The organism is Pseudomonas sp. TUM25319 (assembly GCF_056388475.1).
Genome location: NZ_CM150751.1, coordinates 2487659 through 2503390, shown reverse-complemented (window position 1 = coordinate 2503390; position 15732 = coordinate 2487659). Strand labels below are relative to the sequence as shown.

At 62.3% G+C, this 15732-nt stretch carries 18 protein-coding genes; 5 read left to right on the top strand and 13 right to left on the bottom strand.

Going from position 1 to position 15732, the window contains the following annotated elements:
* The first annotated feature begins 64 nt into the window (after positions 1-64).
* Positions 65-277, top strand: a complete 213-nt coding sequence (locus AC05QJ_RS11910) for a cold-shock protein (RefSeq protein ID WP_476747044.1) — start codon at positions 65-67, stop codon at positions 275-277.
* A 60-nt stretch (positions 278-337) separates the two neighbouring features.
* Here AC05QJ_RS11910 and AC05QJ_RS11905 read toward each other — a convergent pair whose 3' ends face one another.
* Together AC05QJ_RS11905 and AC05QJ_RS11900 are read right to left on the bottom strand one after the other, a co-directional pair.
* On the bottom strand, positions 338-658 hold the full coding sequence (locus AC05QJ_RS11905) for an I78 family peptidase inhibitor (protein WP_476747043.1): 321 nt from the start codon (positions 656-658) through the stop codon (positions 338-340).
* Between the two features lie 139 nt (positions 659-797).
* On the bottom strand, positions 798-1100 hold the full coding sequence (locus tag AC05QJ_RS11900; protein WP_476747042.1) for a hypothetical protein: 303 nt from the start codon (positions 1098-1100) through the stop codon (positions 798-800).
* A gap of 175 nt (positions 1101-1275) precedes the next feature.
* On the opposite strand from AC05QJ_RS11900, the gene AC05QJ_RS11895 reads away from it, so the two are divergent.
* Positions 1276-1476: a hypothetical protein gene (locus AC05QJ_RS11895; RefSeq protein ID WP_476747041.1), complete on the top strand. Its 201-nt coding sequence runs from the start codon at positions 1276-1278 to the stop codon at positions 1474-1476.
* 6 nt (positions 1477-1482) lie between these two features.
* Here AC05QJ_RS11895 and rbsK read toward each other — a convergent pair whose 3' ends face one another.
* Genes rbsK through AC05QJ_RS11870 form a run of 5 tightly spaced genes read right to left on the bottom strand, consistent with a single transcriptional unit; the run spans position 1483 to position 6935 of the window.
* Positions 1483-2394, bottom strand: a complete 912-nt coding sequence (gene rbsK / locus AC05QJ_RS11890; RefSeq protein ID WP_476747040.1) for a ribokinase — start codon at positions 2392-2394, stop codon at positions 1483-1485.
* Between the two features lie 9 nt (positions 2395-2403).
* A complete protein-coding gene (locus AC05QJ_RS11885) occupies positions 2404-3426 on the bottom strand; it encodes a LacI family DNA-binding transcriptional regulator (RefSeq protein WP_476747039.1) in 1023 nt (340 codons plus the stop codon).
* Between the two features lie 4 nt (positions 3427-3430).
* On the bottom strand, positions 3431-4420 hold the full coding sequence (locus AC05QJ_RS11880) for an ABC transporter permease (protein WP_476747038.1): 990 nt from the start codon (positions 4418-4420) through the stop codon (positions 3431-3433).
* Positions 4417-5967: a sugar ABC transporter ATP-binding protein gene (locus AC05QJ_RS11875; protein WP_476747037.1), complete on the bottom strand. Its 1551-nt coding sequence runs from the start codon at positions 5965-5967 to the stop codon at positions 4417-4419. The genes AC05QJ_RS11880 and AC05QJ_RS11875 overlap by 4 nt, the downstream gene beginning before the upstream one ends.
* Before the next feature lie 14 nt (positions 5968-5981).
* Positions 5982-6935 (bottom strand): substrate-binding domain-containing protein, encoded by a 954-nt coding sequence (locus AC05QJ_RS11870; protein WP_476747036.1) that lies wholly within the window; start codon positions 6933-6935, stop codon positions 5982-5984.
* 363 nt (positions 6936-7298) lie between these two features.
* Between AC05QJ_RS11870 and AC05QJ_RS11865 the strand changes: the two genes are divergently transcribed.
* Complete coding sequence (locus AC05QJ_RS11865; RefSeq protein ID WP_476747035.1) at positions 7299-7577, top strand: DUF1654 domain-containing protein; 279 nt, start codon at positions 7299-7301, stop codon at positions 7575-7577.
* Between the two features lie 115 nt (positions 7578-7692).
* On the opposite strand, the gene AC05QJ_RS11860 is transcribed toward AC05QJ_RS11865, so the two are convergent.
* The 6 genes from AC05QJ_RS11860 to AC05QJ_RS11835 form a co-directional block, all read right to left on the bottom strand.
* On the bottom strand, positions 7693-8118 hold the full coding sequence (locus AC05QJ_RS11860) for a GTP pyrophosphokinase (protein WP_476747034.1): 426 nt from the start codon (positions 8116-8118) through the stop codon (positions 7693-7695).
* A 102-nt stretch (positions 8119-8220) separates the two neighbouring features.
* Entirely contained in the window at positions 8221-8790 is a 570-nt protein-coding gene (locus AC05QJ_RS11855) for an SPOR domain-containing protein (RefSeq protein WP_476747033.1), read from the bottom strand.
* A gap of 60 nt (positions 8791-8850) precedes the next feature.
* Entirely contained in the window at positions 8851-11106 is a 2256-nt protein-coding gene (locus AC05QJ_RS11850) for an Orn/Lys/Arg family decarboxylase (protein WP_476747032.1), read from the bottom strand.
* Between the two features lie 87 nt (positions 11107-11193).
* Entirely contained in the window at positions 11194-11934 is a 741-nt protein-coding gene (gene dnaQ, locus AC05QJ_RS11845) for a DNA polymerase III subunit epsilon (RefSeq protein ID WP_476747919.1), read from the bottom strand.
* 93 nt (positions 11935-12027) lie between these two features.
* Entirely contained in the window at positions 12028-12474 is a 447-nt protein-coding gene (gene rnhA, locus AC05QJ_RS11840; protein WP_476747031.1) for a ribonuclease HI, read from the bottom strand.
* A gap of 8 nt (positions 12475-12482) precedes the next feature.
* Entirely contained in the window at positions 12483-13265 is a 783-nt protein-coding gene (locus tag AC05QJ_RS11835) for a methyltransferase domain-containing protein (RefSeq protein WP_476747030.1), read from the bottom strand.
* A 79-nt stretch (positions 13266-13344) separates the two neighbouring features.
* On the opposite strand from AC05QJ_RS11835, the gene gloB reads away from it, so the two are divergent.
* Together gloB and AC05QJ_RS11825 are read left to right on the top strand one after the other, a co-directional pair.
* On the top strand, positions 13345-14124 hold the full coding sequence (gene gloB, locus AC05QJ_RS11830; RefSeq protein WP_476747029.1) for a hydroxyacylglutathione hydrolase: 780 nt from the start codon (positions 13345-13347) through the stop codon (positions 14122-14124).
* Positions 14125-14224: 100 nt separating this feature from the next.
* Entirely contained in the window at positions 14225-15655 is a 1431-nt protein-coding gene (locus AC05QJ_RS11825; RefSeq protein ID WP_476747028.1) for a transglycosylase SLT domain-containing protein, read from the top strand.
* The last annotated feature ends 77 nt before the right edge of the window (positions 15656-15732 follow it).

Here is a 15732-nt window from a genome sequence, read left to right as displayed (position 1 = left end):
CATCCTGTTGGCTCTCGGCGACACCGCACTACGAAAAAAATCAAGTTTCCTGGAGATACACCCCATGTCCAATCGCCAAACCGGCACCGTCAAATGGTTCAACGATGAAAAAGGCTTCGGCTTCATCACCCCAGAAGGTGGCGGCGATGACCTCTTCGTTCACTTCAAGGCCATCGAAGCCGACGGCTTCAAATCCCTGAAAGAAGGCCAGACCGTATCTTTCGTAGCCGAAAAAGGCCAGAAAGGCATGCAGGCTGCACAGGTTCGCCCAGCGTAATCTCTGGTGAATTGAAAAACCCGTCGCTTGCGACGGGTTTTTTGTGCCCGGAATTCAGGCTCAGCCGCAATTGGCGCGAATGATCACGCCCTTGTCGTCGGCATGAAGGTTCAGGCGCTCCGAACGGTACTCCAGCGTCACAACGTCATTCGGTTTGAGCACGCGCGCTGTCTGCGCACCGCTCGCCTTGCGGGCCTGCTCGAGCAGCTCGACGGAAGCTGGCTTGCCTACGGCGAACTCCGCGCCACTGGCCTCACAGCGACCATCGAGACTTGGTGTCGCCGTAGCATCGGGCGTTTTGGGCGAACCGCCGTTGCTGCTGCAACCCGCCAGAACAGCAATAGCCAGCAGACTTGCCAATGATGCACGCATGGGGAACATGAACCCTCCTTAGGGATATTGAATACTGTCGCATCGGACAGCATTTGCTGCCGATTGTTACAAAAGCGTGCCAGTCTGCCTCACCGGGCAGTCGAGGGAAAATGCCAATAGTGTCTGGATTTTGCGTAGCCTTCTTCCCTCAATAAAGATCAATGTAGTCGCTGGCAGGCTCCGGCCAGTTATTTCGCAGCGCGTTGTACACCTGAAGCACCCAGCGCTCATCGCCTGCAGCCAGAGGTCCTACGCATCCCGATCCGGCCGCCCAGGTCTCCAGCCGGAACCGCAGGCCGTCTAGGTCCCGGCCGCCCACGACCTGCGACAACCACGCCTGGCCGGCACGATTGACCCTCAGCTGGTTATGTACCGATCCGTTGCCGCTGGCGATGAGTTGGCGAACCTGTTCAAGGGTGAACTGGCTCGGATCATTCAGGTCGATCTGCATGAAAAGTGCCCTGTCGAAAAATACCGTTAGTTTGCCACGCAGTCCCCGTTATGCCTAAGTCGCAGAGCCGTCGCCCGGCAGACATGAGTACACTGGCAACTCGCACCCCCAGTCGCAGGAACGCCAGTGGCCCGGCGTTTCACCCTTCCAGAGTACGGGCCATTTCGAGAATTTCATGACCAGCCACAGTATCGACGCCGACATCAAGGTGAAATGGCCCGAGGGGCAGAGCGCCTACAGCCCGGGTACAGCGGAAGAATTGACCCTCATCGCGCTGGACCTGCTGGTGAAGGAAATGGGCAGCGACGCAGCCCGCAGCTTTGTCGACCAGGTTTTCGAGCGCTATCGGCACGAGCCCTCCGCGGCACACGCTTGAGGATGGCTAAAACGCCTCGACTTCGGCCAGCATCGGGATGGAAGGCTGCGCCCCGGCGCGCGTAACGGAAATCGCTGCGGCCCGCTGGCCGAAAACAATCGCTTCACGCTCACTGGCTCCCCCCCCCAAGGCAGCGGCAAAGCCGCCCACGAAAGTATCACCTGCCGCTGTCGTGTCCTGCGCCTGCACTGCAGGCGCAGGAAAATGCTCGATTCCTTCGGAGCTCGCGAACAGTGCTCCTTGAGCGCCCATCGTCAGGATGACGTTGGCTGCACCCAACTCACGCAGATGACGGACGGCAACGAGCGCCGAATCCAGATCATCCACCCGCAGCCCCGTCAGGGCTGCAGCCTCGGTTTCATTGGGAATCAGGTAGTCGATATTGGCGAACCATTGCACCGGAAGAGGCCCGGCAACCGGGGCCGGATTGAGAATGACGACCTTGCCCAGGGAGCGCCCCCGCGCCAGAGCATGGGCGACAGCCTGGGGCGGCACCTCCATCTGACAGACAATCACGTCTGCCGCCTGGAACAACGCATCGGCCCGGTCGATCAGGGTCGGCTGCAGGCAACCATTGCTGCCGGCGACGACAACGATGGCGTTCTGACTGGACGCATCCACCACGATAAGCGCAACCCCGCTGGAAACACCGGTCACGATGTCTACCGCCTGGCAATCGACGCCTTCGACTCGCAGCGCCTCACGCAACTGCTGCCCATAAGCGTCATCCCCGACACAGCCCACCATCGCCACCGAGGCGCCAAGACGCACCGCCGCCACCGCCTGATTGGCGCCCTTGCCACCCGGCACCGTGGTGAACGAGTGCCCTGCCAGGGTTTCTCCGACGCGTGGCAAGCGCTCCGCACGCGTTACCAGATCCATGTTGAGGCTGCCCACCACCAAGACCTTCGACTGCATGGAATGACCTCATCCGTATTCGCTGAACAGATCCGGACTTGGCCCGGTCGACTCACGCAGGACAATCTTCGGCGCCACGATACGCTGCTCGACCGGCGCAGTTTCCGACCCGGCGATACGCCGCAGCAACAGGGAGGTCGCGGTCTCCCCCAGATCACGGATGGACTGGCCGACGGTCGTCAGCGCCGGATAGACGTACTGGCACATCTGGATATCGTCGAACCCGATCACCGACAGCGCCCCCGGGACGGTGATGTTGCGCTCCGCCGCCGCCCGCAGCACCCCCATGCCGATCATGTCATTGGCAGCGAATATCGCCGTGGGCCGATCCCGATTCAACAGCAATGCTGCGGCACCGTAGCCACCGAGACTGGTGAAGTCACTGTGAACCACCCGCCCCTCACGCAACCCGACCCCAGCCTCGGTCAGGGCACGACGAAAGCCTGCCAGACGCATTTTTGCCACGCTGGTGTCTTCAGGCCCATTGATGCAGGCGATATCCACATGCCCCAGGTCAAGCAGGTGGCGGGTCGCCAGGTAAGCCCCCTGCTCGTGGTCGATGCGCACGAGGTCAGCCTCCACCCCTTCCAGCACACGATCGACAATGACCATCGGCGTGCGTACGCAGGAAAGACTGTCGAGCAGGTCCCGCTCCTCCCCCACTGAAGCAACGATCAAGCCGTCGATCCGCTTTTCCAGCAACACGCGCAGATAGCTGCGCTGCTTTTGAGGGTTGTCGTCGGAGTTGCAGAGAATGACGCAGTAGCCGTTGCGCTCGCAGGCGTCTTCTATCCCCCTGGCCAACTCGGCGAAGTACGGGTTGACACTGTTGGGCACCAACAGGCCGATGGTGGCCGTGCTTCGCGCCTTGAGCGAACGCGCCACGGCACTGGGCACATAGTCGAGTTCGGCGATCGCCGCCTCGACCTTGAGCCTGACATGCTCGCTGACCGGTCGGGTCTTGTTCAGCACATGGGACACGGTGGTATAGGAAATCCCGGCCAGCGCTGCTACGTCTTTGATGGTTGCCATGCTTTCAGTTCCGCCGGCTCGTGCGCCGGCTGCGATAGGTGTCGAGAACCACGGCGATCACGATGACCGCCCCGGTGATGATGCGTTTGGTCGGCTCGGAGGCGCCGATCTGGGCCAACCCCGCTGCCAGTACGGAAATGATCAATACGCCGAAGAACGTGCTGATGACCGAGCCACGACCGCCCATCAGGCTGGTGCCTCCGATGACCACTGCCGCAATCACCTGAAGCTCGAGGCCCACGCCAGCATTGGGATCGGCCGCTTCCAGCCGCGATATCTGAAACAGCGCCGCCAACCCGGCCAGCATTCCCATCAGGGCGAAGACGAGAATCTTGTAGGGCCGCGGATCGACACCTGCCAGCCGCACGGCCTCTTCGTTGGTGCCGATGCCGATGAGGTAGCGGCCGAACACGGTACGGACGAGCACCAGTTGCGCCAGTAGCATTACCGACAGGGCTATCAGGAACGACGGCGATATGCCGAAGAGCAAAGGCTCGGAAAGCCACGCCAGGGCATCGCCGATGTAGGCGGTGCGCGAATCGGTCAATTGATACGCACCACCCCTCGCCACTTCCAGCACCCCCAGGGAAACGATGAACGAAGGAATCCGCCAGGCCGCGACAATGGCACCGGTGAAGCTGCCGACCAGGCCGGCACAGGCCACGCCAAGCAGCACGGCCGGCATCACATTCCACCCCCACTGCAGAATCGCCACACTCACCACGGACGCCGCCAGGGCTACCACGGACCCCACCGACAGATCGATGCCGCCGATGATCAGGACGAAGGTCATGCCCACTGCCAGCACCATCAGGTCGGGAATCTGGTTGGCCAGGGTGCTGAACGTGGTGTAGGACCAGAAATGACTGCTGAGGACAGAGAACAGCAACACCATGACCACCAGCACGCCCATCATCCCCAGCCATGTGCCCAGCGCGGACTGGCGACCATGGCGCTTGCCACCGGCCAGTGTGATCAGGGAAGTCGTCTTCATGCCCCCACTCCTCTGGCCATATCGGGCAGCAGCACATCCTGTTTCTGGTAACCGGCGAACGCCGCCGCCAGGATTCGATCCTGGCTCCAGTCTTCACGCTCGAAGGTGTCGATCAATCGGCCAGCACTGAGCACGCCGATGCGATCGCAGATCAGCATCAGCTCGCGCAAGTCGCTGGACACCACTACCAGCGCCCTGCCCTGGCTCGCCAGCCCGGCCAGCAGTCCGTGAATATCCCGCTTGGCGCCGACATCGATGCCGCGGGTAGGCTCATCGAACAGCAGCACTGAACAGTCGCGCTCCAGCCAGCGGCCGATCGCCACTTTCTGCTGGTTGCCACCGGACAGCTCGCCCACCGGTTGGTCCGGCCCTTCGCTGCGGATGCGCAACGCGGCAATACGGCGAGCGGCCAGGTCATGCTCGGCGCCGACACCCAGCCAACCCCCACGGGCAATCGCCGAAAAGTTGCCAAGGAACAGGTTGGCGCTGATCGCCTGGCTCAGCAGCAAGCCTTCGCCCTTGCGGTCCTCGCTGACCAAGGCAATGCCCTGGGCAACCGCCGCTGCCGGCGAGCCGATCTTGCGCACACGCAGCGGATCCCCCAGTTCGACGGTGCCGCTGTCGGGGCGATCGGCGCCGTAGATCAGACGCAGTAACTCGGTGCGCCCGGAACCCACCAGCCCGCAAAGGCCGAACACCTCGCCGGCGCGTACCTCGAAGGAAACATCGATCACTTTGTTTGCACGCCCCAACCCCCTGACGCGCAACACGGGCTCCCCCCAATGCCGACCGGGCATCTCAAGGTGCTCTTCCGGTTCGCGCCCGGCCATCAAGGTGACCAGTTGGTCGGTGCTGTACCGCTCCATCGGCCCTACGCAGACCAGACGGCCATCACGCAGCACAGCGACGCGCTGGGCAATGCGCTTGAGCTCTTCCAGACGATGGGAAATGTAGACAATGGCCACACCGCGCGCTCGCAGCCCTTCGATCCGGGCAAAGAGCAGCGCCACCTCGCGATCGGTGAGCATCGCGGTGGGCTCGTCGAGGATCAGGACATGACAGTCACCGATCAGGTTGCGAGCGATCTCGACCATCTGCTGGTGGCCGATCCCCAGGTCACCCACCAGCAGGTCCGGATCGAGCGCATCCAGCCCCATCGCCGCCATCGCTTCGCGAGCCTGTTGGCGCAACCGCTTGCGATCGATCCAGCCGCCCCGGGCAGGCAGATCATGCAGAAACAGATTCTCGGCGATGCTCAGGGTGGGCAGCAGGTTCAACTCCTGCATCACCATGCGCACCCCCAGACGCTCGGCAGCGGCGCGATTCGATGGATGATAAGGATGCCCCAGAAACTGCATGCGACCGCCGCTCGCAGGCTCCAACCCGGCGATGATTTTCGACAGCGTGCTTTTGCCGGCGCCGTTCTCGCCAGTCAAGGCCAGTACCTCGCCCCGCCGCAGGCTCAAGCCGATGCCATCGAGGACCGGCTGGGCGTAAGCCTTGCCGATACCCTCGACCGTCAACACCTCCTGACTGGTGTCTGACATACGCTTGCCTCCGACTACTGGCGGGTTATCAGTTTGACCGGCGTCTGGATGACGTTATCGGCATCCACCCCCGGATTCTCGCCCTTCAGCATCTTCAGCGCCGCCTGGATACCGAACACCGCCTGCTGCGCCGCGAACTGGTCGGCGGTAGCCAGCACTCGACCGTCGGCCAGCATCGGTTCTATCGCCTTGATGTTGTCGTAGCCGACCACCTGGACCTGGCCGGACCGGCCAGCGGAGCGCACCGCAGAAACCGCACCCAGCGCCATGCTGTCGTTGCCGGCCAGCAATGCCTTGAGGTCGGGGTATTCGTTGAGCATCGCCAGGGCGACCGCGTTGCCCTTGCTGATTTCCCAACTGCCGGACTGCACCGGAACGATCGTCATCCCGGCCGCCTCCATCGCGTCCCTGAAACCCGCAGTCCGCTGTTGAGCATTGGTGGTGGTCGATACGCCCTCGATGATGCCGACCCGGTCACCCGCCTTGAGCTGCGCGGCCAGATAGTCGCCGACCAGACGGGCGCCTTTGCGGTTGTCCGGCCCCACGAAGGGCACGCTGAGCTGCTTGCTCTTGAGCACATCGGGATCAAGACGGTTATCGATATTGACCACCGTGATCCCGGCGTCAATCGCTTTCCTGATCACCGGCACCAACGCCTTGGAGTCAGCCGGAGCGATGACCAGCGCATCGACCTTGCGCGCGATCATCTGCTCGACGATACGAATCTGGCTCGCGGTATCGGACTCGTCCTTGATGCCGTTGGCAATCAGCGTGAAATCGTCAGGGTGCTGTTTCTGATAAGTCGTGGCCCCCGCTTCCATGGTCAGGAAGAATTCATTGGCCAGGGATTTCATCACCAGGGCCACTTGGGGCCCGCCTTCGGCATGGGCGACGGAAAACGGCAGCGCGGAGCAAAAGCTGAAGAGCATGGCGGTCGCCAACACTCGAAAGGCGCGAAGCAAAGGCATGATGTACCCCGTATTATGATTTTTATCGGATCGCAAACGTTTGCCATACCCAACTATGCGAACCGAATGCAACCTTGTCAAATTCACCGGAGCACTCGTGCCAGACACCAGGGCCGCGGGATTGTCGCTCAACAGAGTCGGAAAACCGAACGCTTTGTTAAAAACATTCGGCATTCCGACACTGAAGTAGCATTCTAGCTGCGTAAGAAAACTGCTAGGCACCGCCCGACGCCGTTGAGCTTGGCTCTTGGGAAACCCGGTGAACGATGAGTCAGCGCGAATAGCGGCCAGCCCTGCGCTGCAAGCTTGAGTAAGTTCTGTTGCCGACGAACTGTTGCGAAATGACCTACAGTGAAATACTGTATGTGCATACAGCAAAAACAAGGAACCGCAACCGTGGCCACCGCTTCATCCTCCCTGTCCGTCAGCAGCTACGAACAACTGGGCATTCGCATCCAGAAAATCATCAATGCCCCGACCGCACAGCGCGCCCGGGCCGCACTGATCTTCCGGCTCGAACACGAATCCACCGCTGACTGGGAGATGCTTCTAGAGGAAATCGCCGAGAACGACAACGTGACGGTCGCCCACCGCGACGACGGCGGCGTACAGATTTTCTGGACCGTACCTAAGGAAGATTGACTGGATGCATGCCTCGGTCATCAATCCGAGGCATGCTGGCGTACGCCGGTTTCTCCAATGGGCCACCACGTCGAGCCCGTCGCCTCGGTCGCCCTCTCAAGACTTGCGGTAACGCTCAGCTCAGCGCCTGGAGATAGGCGCTGGCTTGCTGATGGCGCTGCAGGCGAGCGATCTCGGCAGGACTGGGAATGGCGATCACCGAGAAATCGCTTTCGTCGGCGAGGTCGGCGAGCTTCACCGTTCGCGCCAGAGGATCGGCGCCCACCCGCACGACGAAGTCTTCGTAGCTTTCATCGCCGCGCTGGCTGAGCGCCTGAACTGCCGCAAGGATTTTCAGCGCGAACCCCTCGCGGGCGAGGTCCGAGAGCGTCATCGGCGACTCCTGAAGCACCTCGTGCAGCACCGCGACGATCCGCTGTTCCGTGGTAGAAACCCGCAGCATCACCCGCAATGGATGAAGGATGTATGCTGCGCCTCCTTTTTCCCTGTGCCCCTCGTGGGCTCGGGCTGCAACCGTAATGGCTCGCTCCAGCGTGGACATGGCCCCCTCCTCACCGTTGCCGCTCTCTTCGATGAAACCCCTCTTTCAGAGCATAGTCCGACAAACGCGCAAGTACCGGTCGCAGAGCAGCGCACTAGCGACTCAGCGAGGGGCCCCGTGCTGAATGACCACCGAATCGGTTCCGAGACGTGCCATCACATCGTTCTTGCGGGCTTCGGCATCGGCCTTGTCCGGGAAAGGTCCCAACAGCACGACCGGCTTGCCGTCACGGTACTCCACCGAGGAAGAGATGCCTTTTTCGATCAGGCGCGCGGTCATGTCGCTGAGCGCCCCCATGTTGGGCCCCTGGATGATTTCCACATCCCAGCCTTGCGGCGCCGGCTCGTTTGCCAGGGCTTCGGCGCGCCGCTGCAGATCGGCGCCGCCACAGACTTCGCGGATGCGCAGGTCGTTGCCGGTCTCGTCGATGATGATCCGGTAATCCGCGCCGTCCTTGATGGCAACATAGCTGCGGTACGGCAGGAAGGTGCCACTGTCGTCCTTGCCGCGGAACTGGCCGCAGATATCGCCTTGCTGGTTGAAGCGGACGTTGGCGAACTTGGCCGTCTTGGGATTCTGCAGATGTTCGGCGACCTGCTTGTGCACCTTTTCGGCATCGTTGTCACAACCGGCCAGGGCCAGTACCGCCATTACCATCGCCACTTTGCGCACGGGTCTACCTCCTGAATTCAAGCGGCGGATTCTAGCATCAGGCGCTGACAAAGAGGCCCGCTACTCCTTGACGCAGTCGACCGTATAGACCCGCCCCTCCTGCGTTTCGTGGTGCAAGAGCCCATGCACATCAGCAACGAATCCGGGGAACCCGGTATCGAACGCCCGGGCGAAGGCCAGGTAATCGATGATCGAGCGAGTCGCTTCGGTAAAGCGCTCACCGGGCATGATCAACGGGATGCCTGGTGGATAAGGCACCAGCATCACTGCTGCGACACGACCAAGCAGTTGGTCGACAGGCACCGCCTCGACCTCGCCACGCACCAGTTTGTCGTACGCATCGGCAGGCTTCATCGCGACCTCGGGCAGGCGGGTGTAAAGGCGCTTGAGCTGTTTTGCCGTGGCATTGCTTCGGTAGCAGGCATGCAACTGGTCACACAGATCGCGAAGCCCCATGCCGCGATAACGATGCGGATCCTCTGCCACTATGCAGGGCAGGCTGTGCAGCAGGTCAGTGTTGGCGTCGTAGTTGCGCTTGAACTCGAGCAGCTCGGTCAGCAGCGTGCTCCACTTGCCCTTGGTGATGCCCATGGAGAACAGCACGAGGAAGGAGTAGAGCCCGGTTTTCTCCACCACCAACCCGCGCTCCCAGAGGAACTTGCTGACCACTGCCGCCGGAATGCCATGCCGGTCGAGGCTGCCACCGGTGTCCAGGCCAGGCATCACCAGGGTGACCTTGATCGGATCGAGCAGCACATAGTCCTCGCAGACATCGCCAAACCCGTGCCATGGGGCCTGTGGCTCCAGCAACCAGTCCTCGGTCGCGATGCGGTGAATGCCCTCGACCCGCGGCGGCTGCCAGACACTGAACCACCAGTCTTCAGCATCCAGATGCTCGCGGAGGTTGGCCAGTGCACGGCGAAAGCTCAGCGCCTCGTCGAACATTTCTTGTAACAAAGAACGTCCAGCCGGGCCCTCCATCATGGCGGAGGACACGTCCAGCGAAGCGAGAATGCTGTACTGCGGCGATGTGGAAATATGCATCATGAACGCTTCGTTGAAGCGATCACGATCCAGCTGCCGGCTGCCGCCGTTCTGCACATGAATCATCGAGGCCTGGCTGAAGGCGGCCAGCAACTTGTGAGTGGAGTGGGTGCTGGACACCAGCGGGCTGTCGGCAGTGCGCGAAGTGCCCATGGCATAGCGTCCGGCGAAGAAGTCGTGGAAGGCGGCGTAGGCGTACCAGGCTTCATCGAAATGCAGGACCTCGACACTGTTGCCCAGGGTCTGCTTGATCAGCTCGGCGTTGTAGCAGAGACCGTCGTAGGTGGAGTTGGTCACCACCGCCATTTTCACTCTGGGCTCGCGCCCCCGCGCCAGCGGGTTGGCAGCGATCTTGGCGTGGATGGCGTCGGCACTGAATTCGCCGAGAGGAATCGGGCCGATGATGCCCAGCTCGTTACGCTCAGGGCACAGGTACAACGGGATCGCGCCGGTCATGATGATCGCGTGCAACACCGATTTGTGGCAGTTGCGATCCACCAGCACCAGGTCATCGCGCCCGACCATCGAATGCCAGACGATCTTGTTGGCCGTCGAGGTGCCATTGATCACGAAGAAGGTGTGGTCGGCGCCAAAGTTGCGCGCAGCACGGCTTTCGGCCTGTGCCAGCGGGCCGGTGTGGTCGAGAAGCGAGCCCAGTTCAGGCACTGAGACGGACAGGTCCGAGCGCAAGGTGTTTTCCCCGAAAAACTGGTGAAACGCCTGCCCTACCGGACTCTTGCGATAGGCCACGCCGCCGCCATGTCCCGGGGTATGCCAGGAATAATTGGATTGTGCGGTGTGTTGTACCAGGGCCTTGAAGAACGGCGGCAACAGGCCGTCCAGGTAGTTGTGGGCAGCCCGCGCGACCTGGCGAGCGAGAAAGGGCACCGTGTCTTCGAACAGGTAAAGAATGCCCCGCAACTGGTTGAGCTCGCTCATGGCGTCGGCCGGAGCATTTTCCAGAGTGACCTGCTCGCCGAGCGCAAAGATCGGCAGGTGCGGAGCCCGCAGGCGCGCCAGACGGATCAGCTCGACCATGTTCTGCAGCAAATGGGTGTTTTCGCCGGCGCCTTCAGCCGCGATCAGCATGCACGCGAGGCCGTGATGGGTAGCTGCGACCAGTCGACCTTCGGCGTAATCGGTGGCACTGAGAATGGTAAAACCGTCTTGCGCCAGCTCCTGGGCAATACCGCGGACGCGGTCGCCGGCAACGGTGTCAGCCTTGATGTCACGGTGAACGATGAGGATCGGAAATTTCAGGTCCTTGTACATAAGCGGCAATACCTTCTTCCTGCGACGGGCCGCACGGGCCGTTCCTGTCAGGGTAGAAGGTTGCCGCCGAGGCGCGCGGCAATTGCTTCAGCTGGCGTCTGTCAGTTGCTGCCAGAGTGCCGGCCCGCCCGCCGATTTGGCGACAGCTTCGAGACGCGCCACATGGGCCTCGAGCTCGCTCTCGGTAGCACGGATGATGCGGCCGGGCTGGCGGCTCGCCGAGAGGCGACGAATCTCGCTGCCCTGGTTGGCACCACTCTCGCCTTCACCGTCATGCCCGGCCAGCGACAGGCTGGTCTGGCCACCGGTCATCGCCAGGAAGACGTCGGCGAGCAACTCGGAGTCAAGCAAGGCGCCGTGAAGCTCACGGCCGGAGTTGTCGATACCGTAGCGTTTGCAGAGGGCGTCGAGGCTGTTGCGCTGGCCAGGATGGCGCTCACGCGCCATCAGCAGGGTGTCGAGGATCTCGCAGTGCTGGGAGATATCGGCACGATCAGACTGGCCCAGCAGTGCGAATTCGTTGTTGATGAAGCCAACGTCGAACGACGCGTTGTGGATGATCAGGCGCGCGCCCTGGATGAACTCGAAGAATTCCTCGGCAACCTCGGCAAAGCGTGGCTTGCCCTTGAGGAATTCATCGGTGATGCCGTGGACGCCGATGGCGCCTTCGTCACTCGGACGATCCGGCTGCAGATAGACGTGGAAGTTGCGTCCGGTGAAGCGTCGCCCGATCAGTTCGACGCAGCCGATCTCGATGATCCGGTGGCCATCGGTCACCGGCATACCGGTAGTTTCGGTATCGAGGACTACCGACCTGTTGTTCTGCAAATCCACGTCGGTGCTCTCCTGCCGTGTTGCTCAAAGCGCCGAATCTTACCCCAGCTTCGCCGCCACGTCCCTCTGAATCATCCGCCATTCGGGTCAGCGGATGCCGCGGACTTCGTCGACCCCGCGATTGGCCAGCTGGTCCGCACGCTCGTTGCCGTGATGCCCGATGTGCCCGCGCACCCATTTCCAGGTGACCTTGTGCCGGTTGACCTGCTCGTCGAGCAACTGCCAGAGGTCGGCGTTCTTCACCGGCTCCTTGGCGGCGGTTTTCCAGCCGCGCTTCTTCCAGTTGGTCATCCACTCGGTGATGCCTTTCATGACGTACTGCGAGTCGGTGACCAACAGCACCTCGCACTCGCGACGCAGGGCTTCGAGCCCCTTGATCGCGGCCATCAGTTCCATACGGTTGTTGGTGGTCTCGCGCTCACCGCCCCAGAGTTCCTTTTCGGTCCCCTTGTAGACCATCAGCACGCCCCAGCCACCCGGGCCGGGGTTGCCTTTGCAGGCGCCATCGGTATAGATCTCGACGCTATCGCTCATGTACAGCCTTATTCATCGTTGAAGGTTCTGCCTTCGGGGTGAGGCGACTGGCGATTGACCTTGGCCAGCGGCAGCGGCAGCAACTTGCCCATGGGTTCGCGGCGTTCCTGGCGCAGGGGGCGCAAGCCCACCACCATCTTGCGCGCCACCAGCAGATAAACCCCACCGCCGGCACCCTGCCAGCGCCCCGCGACACGCTCCCATCCGGCCAGGCGGTTTTGCCAGGCTGGCGAAGCAAGCGGCGGACGATAGCACCCGAACCGGCGTTTCTCCAGCGCGAAGCCCAGCAGGTTCAGCCAGTCGCCCACCCGCGAAGGCGAGATGCAACGGGCTTTGCGCAAGGCGTCATGGGCGAATGGCCGGCGCAGCCCCCAACTGCTCCAGGGATTGATGCCGACAATCAGCAGGTGCCCACCAGGACGTACGCTGCTGGCGGCTTCGCGGAGCAACCCGTGGGGCGACAGGGAAAAATCGAGGCCGTGCTGCAGTACCACGACATCGGCGGCATGCTCGCTGAGGGGCCAGGCCTGCTCTTCGCAGACAATCTCCACCCCGGGCAAGGGTGCGCCGAGCCGGACGTTGCGTTGCACCTGGGGCGCAGTGGGCGGCGGTTCGGCGCAGGGGCCGTAATGCACCAGGTAGCCACCGAAGTAACGACCCAGCTCCTCTTCCAGCAGGCGCTGTTCCTCCTTGAGCATCAGTTGCCCCAGGGGGCCTGCGAACCAGTCACGGGCCAGGCTGATGAGTTCGAGCCACTGCGGATCGGCCTGGGCGAAGGCTTGATCGGACATTGCAATCTCCCTGGAAGGTTCTCGACACGACACATAGCTACTAAGATGCACCCTTGTCCCACGTTTGGCGAATCGCTCGATGATACAGATAGAAGCCTTGCCCGCTTTCAGCGACAACTACATCTGGTTGTTGCAGGATCCCGACAGCCGACGTTGCGCGGTGGTCGATCCGGGCGACGCCGCGCCGGTGCTGGCCTGGCTGGAAAAGCATCCGGACTGGCGTCTGGAGGATATCCTCATCACCCATCACCACAACGACCATGTCGGTGGCGTCCAGGCGTTGAAAGCCGTCACGGGGGCGCGGGTCTGTGGTCCGGCCGGGGAAACGATCCCCGCCCGCGACCTGGCGCTGGATGACAACCACGTGGTGCGCTCGCTGGGCGTGGACTTCCAGGTCCTGGCAGTTCCCGGACACACGCTGGGCCACATTGCCTACTACAGCGCCGATACCGCTGCTCCCCTGCTGTTCAGCGGCGACACCCTGTTCGCCGCCGGTTGCGGCCGGATGTTCGAGGGCACTGCCGAGCAGATGCACGACTCGCTGCAGCGCCTGGCGGCCTTGCCCGAAGCCACCCGTGTGTACTGCGCCCACGAATACACCCTCGGCAACCTGCGTTTCGCCCTGGCGGTGGAGCCGGACAATCCGAACGTTGTCCAGCGTTTCGCGGACGTTGAGCGCTTGCGCGCCGAGAATCGCATCACGTTGCCATCAACGATCGGCCTGGAACGACTCACCAACCCCTTCCTGCGGACCGCTGAAACATCCATTAAACAAAAAGCAGACGAACGGAGCGGCACCTTAAACCCTACGCCAAGTGCTGTTTTTGCGGCGTTGCGGGGGTGGAAGGATAGGTTCTAAGGGTTGCCGGTTGATGACCGTACAGTTCTGAGAGGTTGACCGGGTGGGGGGCGCTTTCTAGAATCGCCCGACATTTTCGCCCGGAACTTTATCCCAGCCAATGTCGTCCACTTGCCGCAGAACCTTCAATTCCGCCGTCCTGACGCGCCTGGCACAGGCCATCGCGCTCGGCCTGTCAGCCACCCTCGTGGGCTGCCAGAGCACCAGTCACATCGGCGACTCCGAAAGCGTTCGCGTGCATGTGCAGCCGCGCTTGAAGCAGAAGCCTGTCTTCGTCCAGGCCAAGCCTGCCGAGCAGGTACCGCAGGACGTGTGGGAGCGCATACGCCAAGGCTTCCAGCTGCAGGACGACATCGGCGTCAATCCGCGCATCGAGCAACAACGGTTGTGGTTTGCCAGCAACCCGTCCTTTCTGGAAACCGCCGGTGACCGTGGCAGCCTTTATATCCACTACATCGTCGAGCGTCTCGAAGAGCGCGAGATGCCCCTCGAACTGGCACTGCTGCCGGCCATCGAGAGCGCCTACAACCCGATGGCCTACTCCCGGGCCCATGCGGTCGGCCTGTGGCAATTCATCCCGTCCACCGGTCGTCACTACAAACTGCGCCAGACCAACTTCTATGACGGTCGCCGCGATATCACTGCCTCGACCAACGCCGCACTGGACTACCTGACCCGCCTGCACGACATGTTCAACGGCGACTGGCTGCTGGCACTGGCCGCCTACAACGCTGGCGAGGGCACTGTCAGCCGGGCCATCGAGCGCAACGAGCGGCTCGGCCTGCCCACCGACTACTGGAACCTCCCGCTGCCTCAGGAAACCCGCGACTACGTGCCCAAGCTGCTGGCGCTGTCGCAAGTGGTACTGACGCCGCAGGCCTATGGCGTGAACCTCAACCCGATCGCCAACGAACCCTACTTCGAGGCCGTGGCCATCAAGGACCGCCTTGACCTGTCGCGGGTCGCGGCCCTGGCCGAAATCGACGAAGACGAACTGTTCCAGCTCAACCCGGCCTTCAAGAAACGCATGACCGTGGACGGCCCTCAGCAGCTGCTGGTGCCGACCGCCAAGGCCCAGTTGCTGACCACCAGCCTGTCGAAGATGAAGCCAGAGGAACTGCTGACCCTGCAGCCACAGAAGGCGGTATTCGAAGCGGCACTCGCCGAAGCCTCGACGCCGACGCGCAGCACTCGCTATCGGGTCAAGCGTGGCGACAGCCTGGGCAGCATTGCCAAGGCCAACCGGGTCAGCGTCAAGGACCTGCAGCGCTGGAACAAGCTCAGCGGCAACCGGCTGAAAGCTGGCCAGACCCTGGTGATGCAGGGCGCCAAGCCGACCACCACCGTGGCTTCGGTATCGGCCGCTGATGCCAGGAAACGTGCCACCCAGTACAAGGTTCGCAAGGGCGATTCGCTGTATCTGGTCGCCAAACGCTTCAATGTTGAAATGCAGCACCTCAAGCGCTGGAACCCGCGCAGCGGCCAGGCCCTGAAGCCCGGCCAGACCCTGACCGTCTATCTGCCGCATTAAAAGGAACGCGCCGCTTTCGAACGGTGCGTTGACGTTTCGGGCGCGCTCTTTTTCCTGCTGATACAAGCTGTTACTGT

What these genes read in the sequence shown, in the direction of transcription:
- AC05QJ_RS11910 (WP_476747044.1), top strand. Translation starts at nt 65, where the DNA reads ATGTCCAATCGCCAAACCGGCACCGTCAAATGGTTCAACGATGAAAAA.
- AC05QJ_RS11825 (WP_476747028.1), top strand. Translation starts at nt 14,225, where the DNA reads ATGTCGTCCACTTGCCGCAGAACCTTCAATTCCGCCGTCCTGACGCGC.
- AC05QJ_RS11905 (WP_476747043.1), bottom strand. Translation starts at nt 658, where the DNA reads ATGTTCCCCATGCGTGCATCATTGGCAAGTCTGCTGGCTATTGCTGTT.
- AC05QJ_RS11895 (WP_476747041.1), top strand. Translation starts at nt 1,276, where the DNA reads ATGACCAGCCACAGTATCGACGCCGACATCAAGGTGAAATGGCCCGAG.
- AC05QJ_RS11870 (WP_476747036.1), bottom strand. Translation starts at nt 6,935, where the DNA reads ATGCCTTTGCTTCGCGCCTTTCGAGTGTTGGCGACCGCCATGCTCTTC.
- AC05QJ_RS11875 (WP_476747037.1), bottom strand. Translation starts at nt 5,967, where the DNA reads ATGTCAGACACCAGTCAGGAGGTGTTGACGGTCGAGGGTATCGGCAAG.
- AC05QJ_RS11865 (WP_476747035.1), top strand. Translation starts at nt 7,299, where the DNA reads ATGTGCATACAGCAAAAACAAGGAACCGCAACCGTGGCCACCGCTTCA.
- AC05QJ_RS11860 (WP_476747034.1), bottom strand. Translation starts at nt 8,118, where the DNA reads ATGTCCACGCTGGAGCGAGCCATTACGGTTGCAGCCCGAGCCCACGAG.
- AC05QJ_RS11850 (WP_476747032.1), bottom strand. Translation starts at nt 11,106, where the DNA reads ATGTACAAGGACCTGAAATTTCCGATCCTCATCGTTCACCGTGACATC.
- AC05QJ_RS11900 (WP_476747042.1), bottom strand. Translation starts at nt 1,100, where the DNA reads ATGCAGATCGACCTGAATGATCCGAGCCAGTTCACCCTTGAACAGGTT.
- AC05QJ_RS11880 (WP_476747038.1), bottom strand. Translation starts at nt 4,420, where the DNA reads ATGAAGACGACTTCCCTGATCACACTGGCCGGTGGCAAGCGCCATGGT.
- AC05QJ_RS11885 (WP_476747039.1), bottom strand. Translation starts at nt 3,426, where the DNA reads ATGGCAACCATCAAAGACGTAGCAGCGCTGGCCGGGATTTCCTATACC.
- gloB (WP_476747029.1), top strand. Translation starts at nt 13,345, where the DNA reads ATGATACAGATAGAAGCCTTGCCCGCTTTCAGCGACAACTACATCTGG.
- AC05QJ_RS11835 (WP_476747030.1), bottom strand. Translation starts at nt 13,265, where the DNA reads ATGTCCGATCAAGCCTTCGCCCAGGCCGATCCGCAGTGGCTCGAACTC.
- rbsK (WP_476747040.1), bottom strand. Translation starts at nt 2,394, where the DNA reads ATGCAGTCGAAGGTCTTGGTGGTGGGCAGCCTCAACATGGATCTGGTA.
- rnhA (WP_476747031.1), bottom strand. Translation starts at nt 12,474, where the DNA reads ATGAGCGATAGCGTCGAGATCTATACCGATGGCGCCTGCAAAGGCAAC.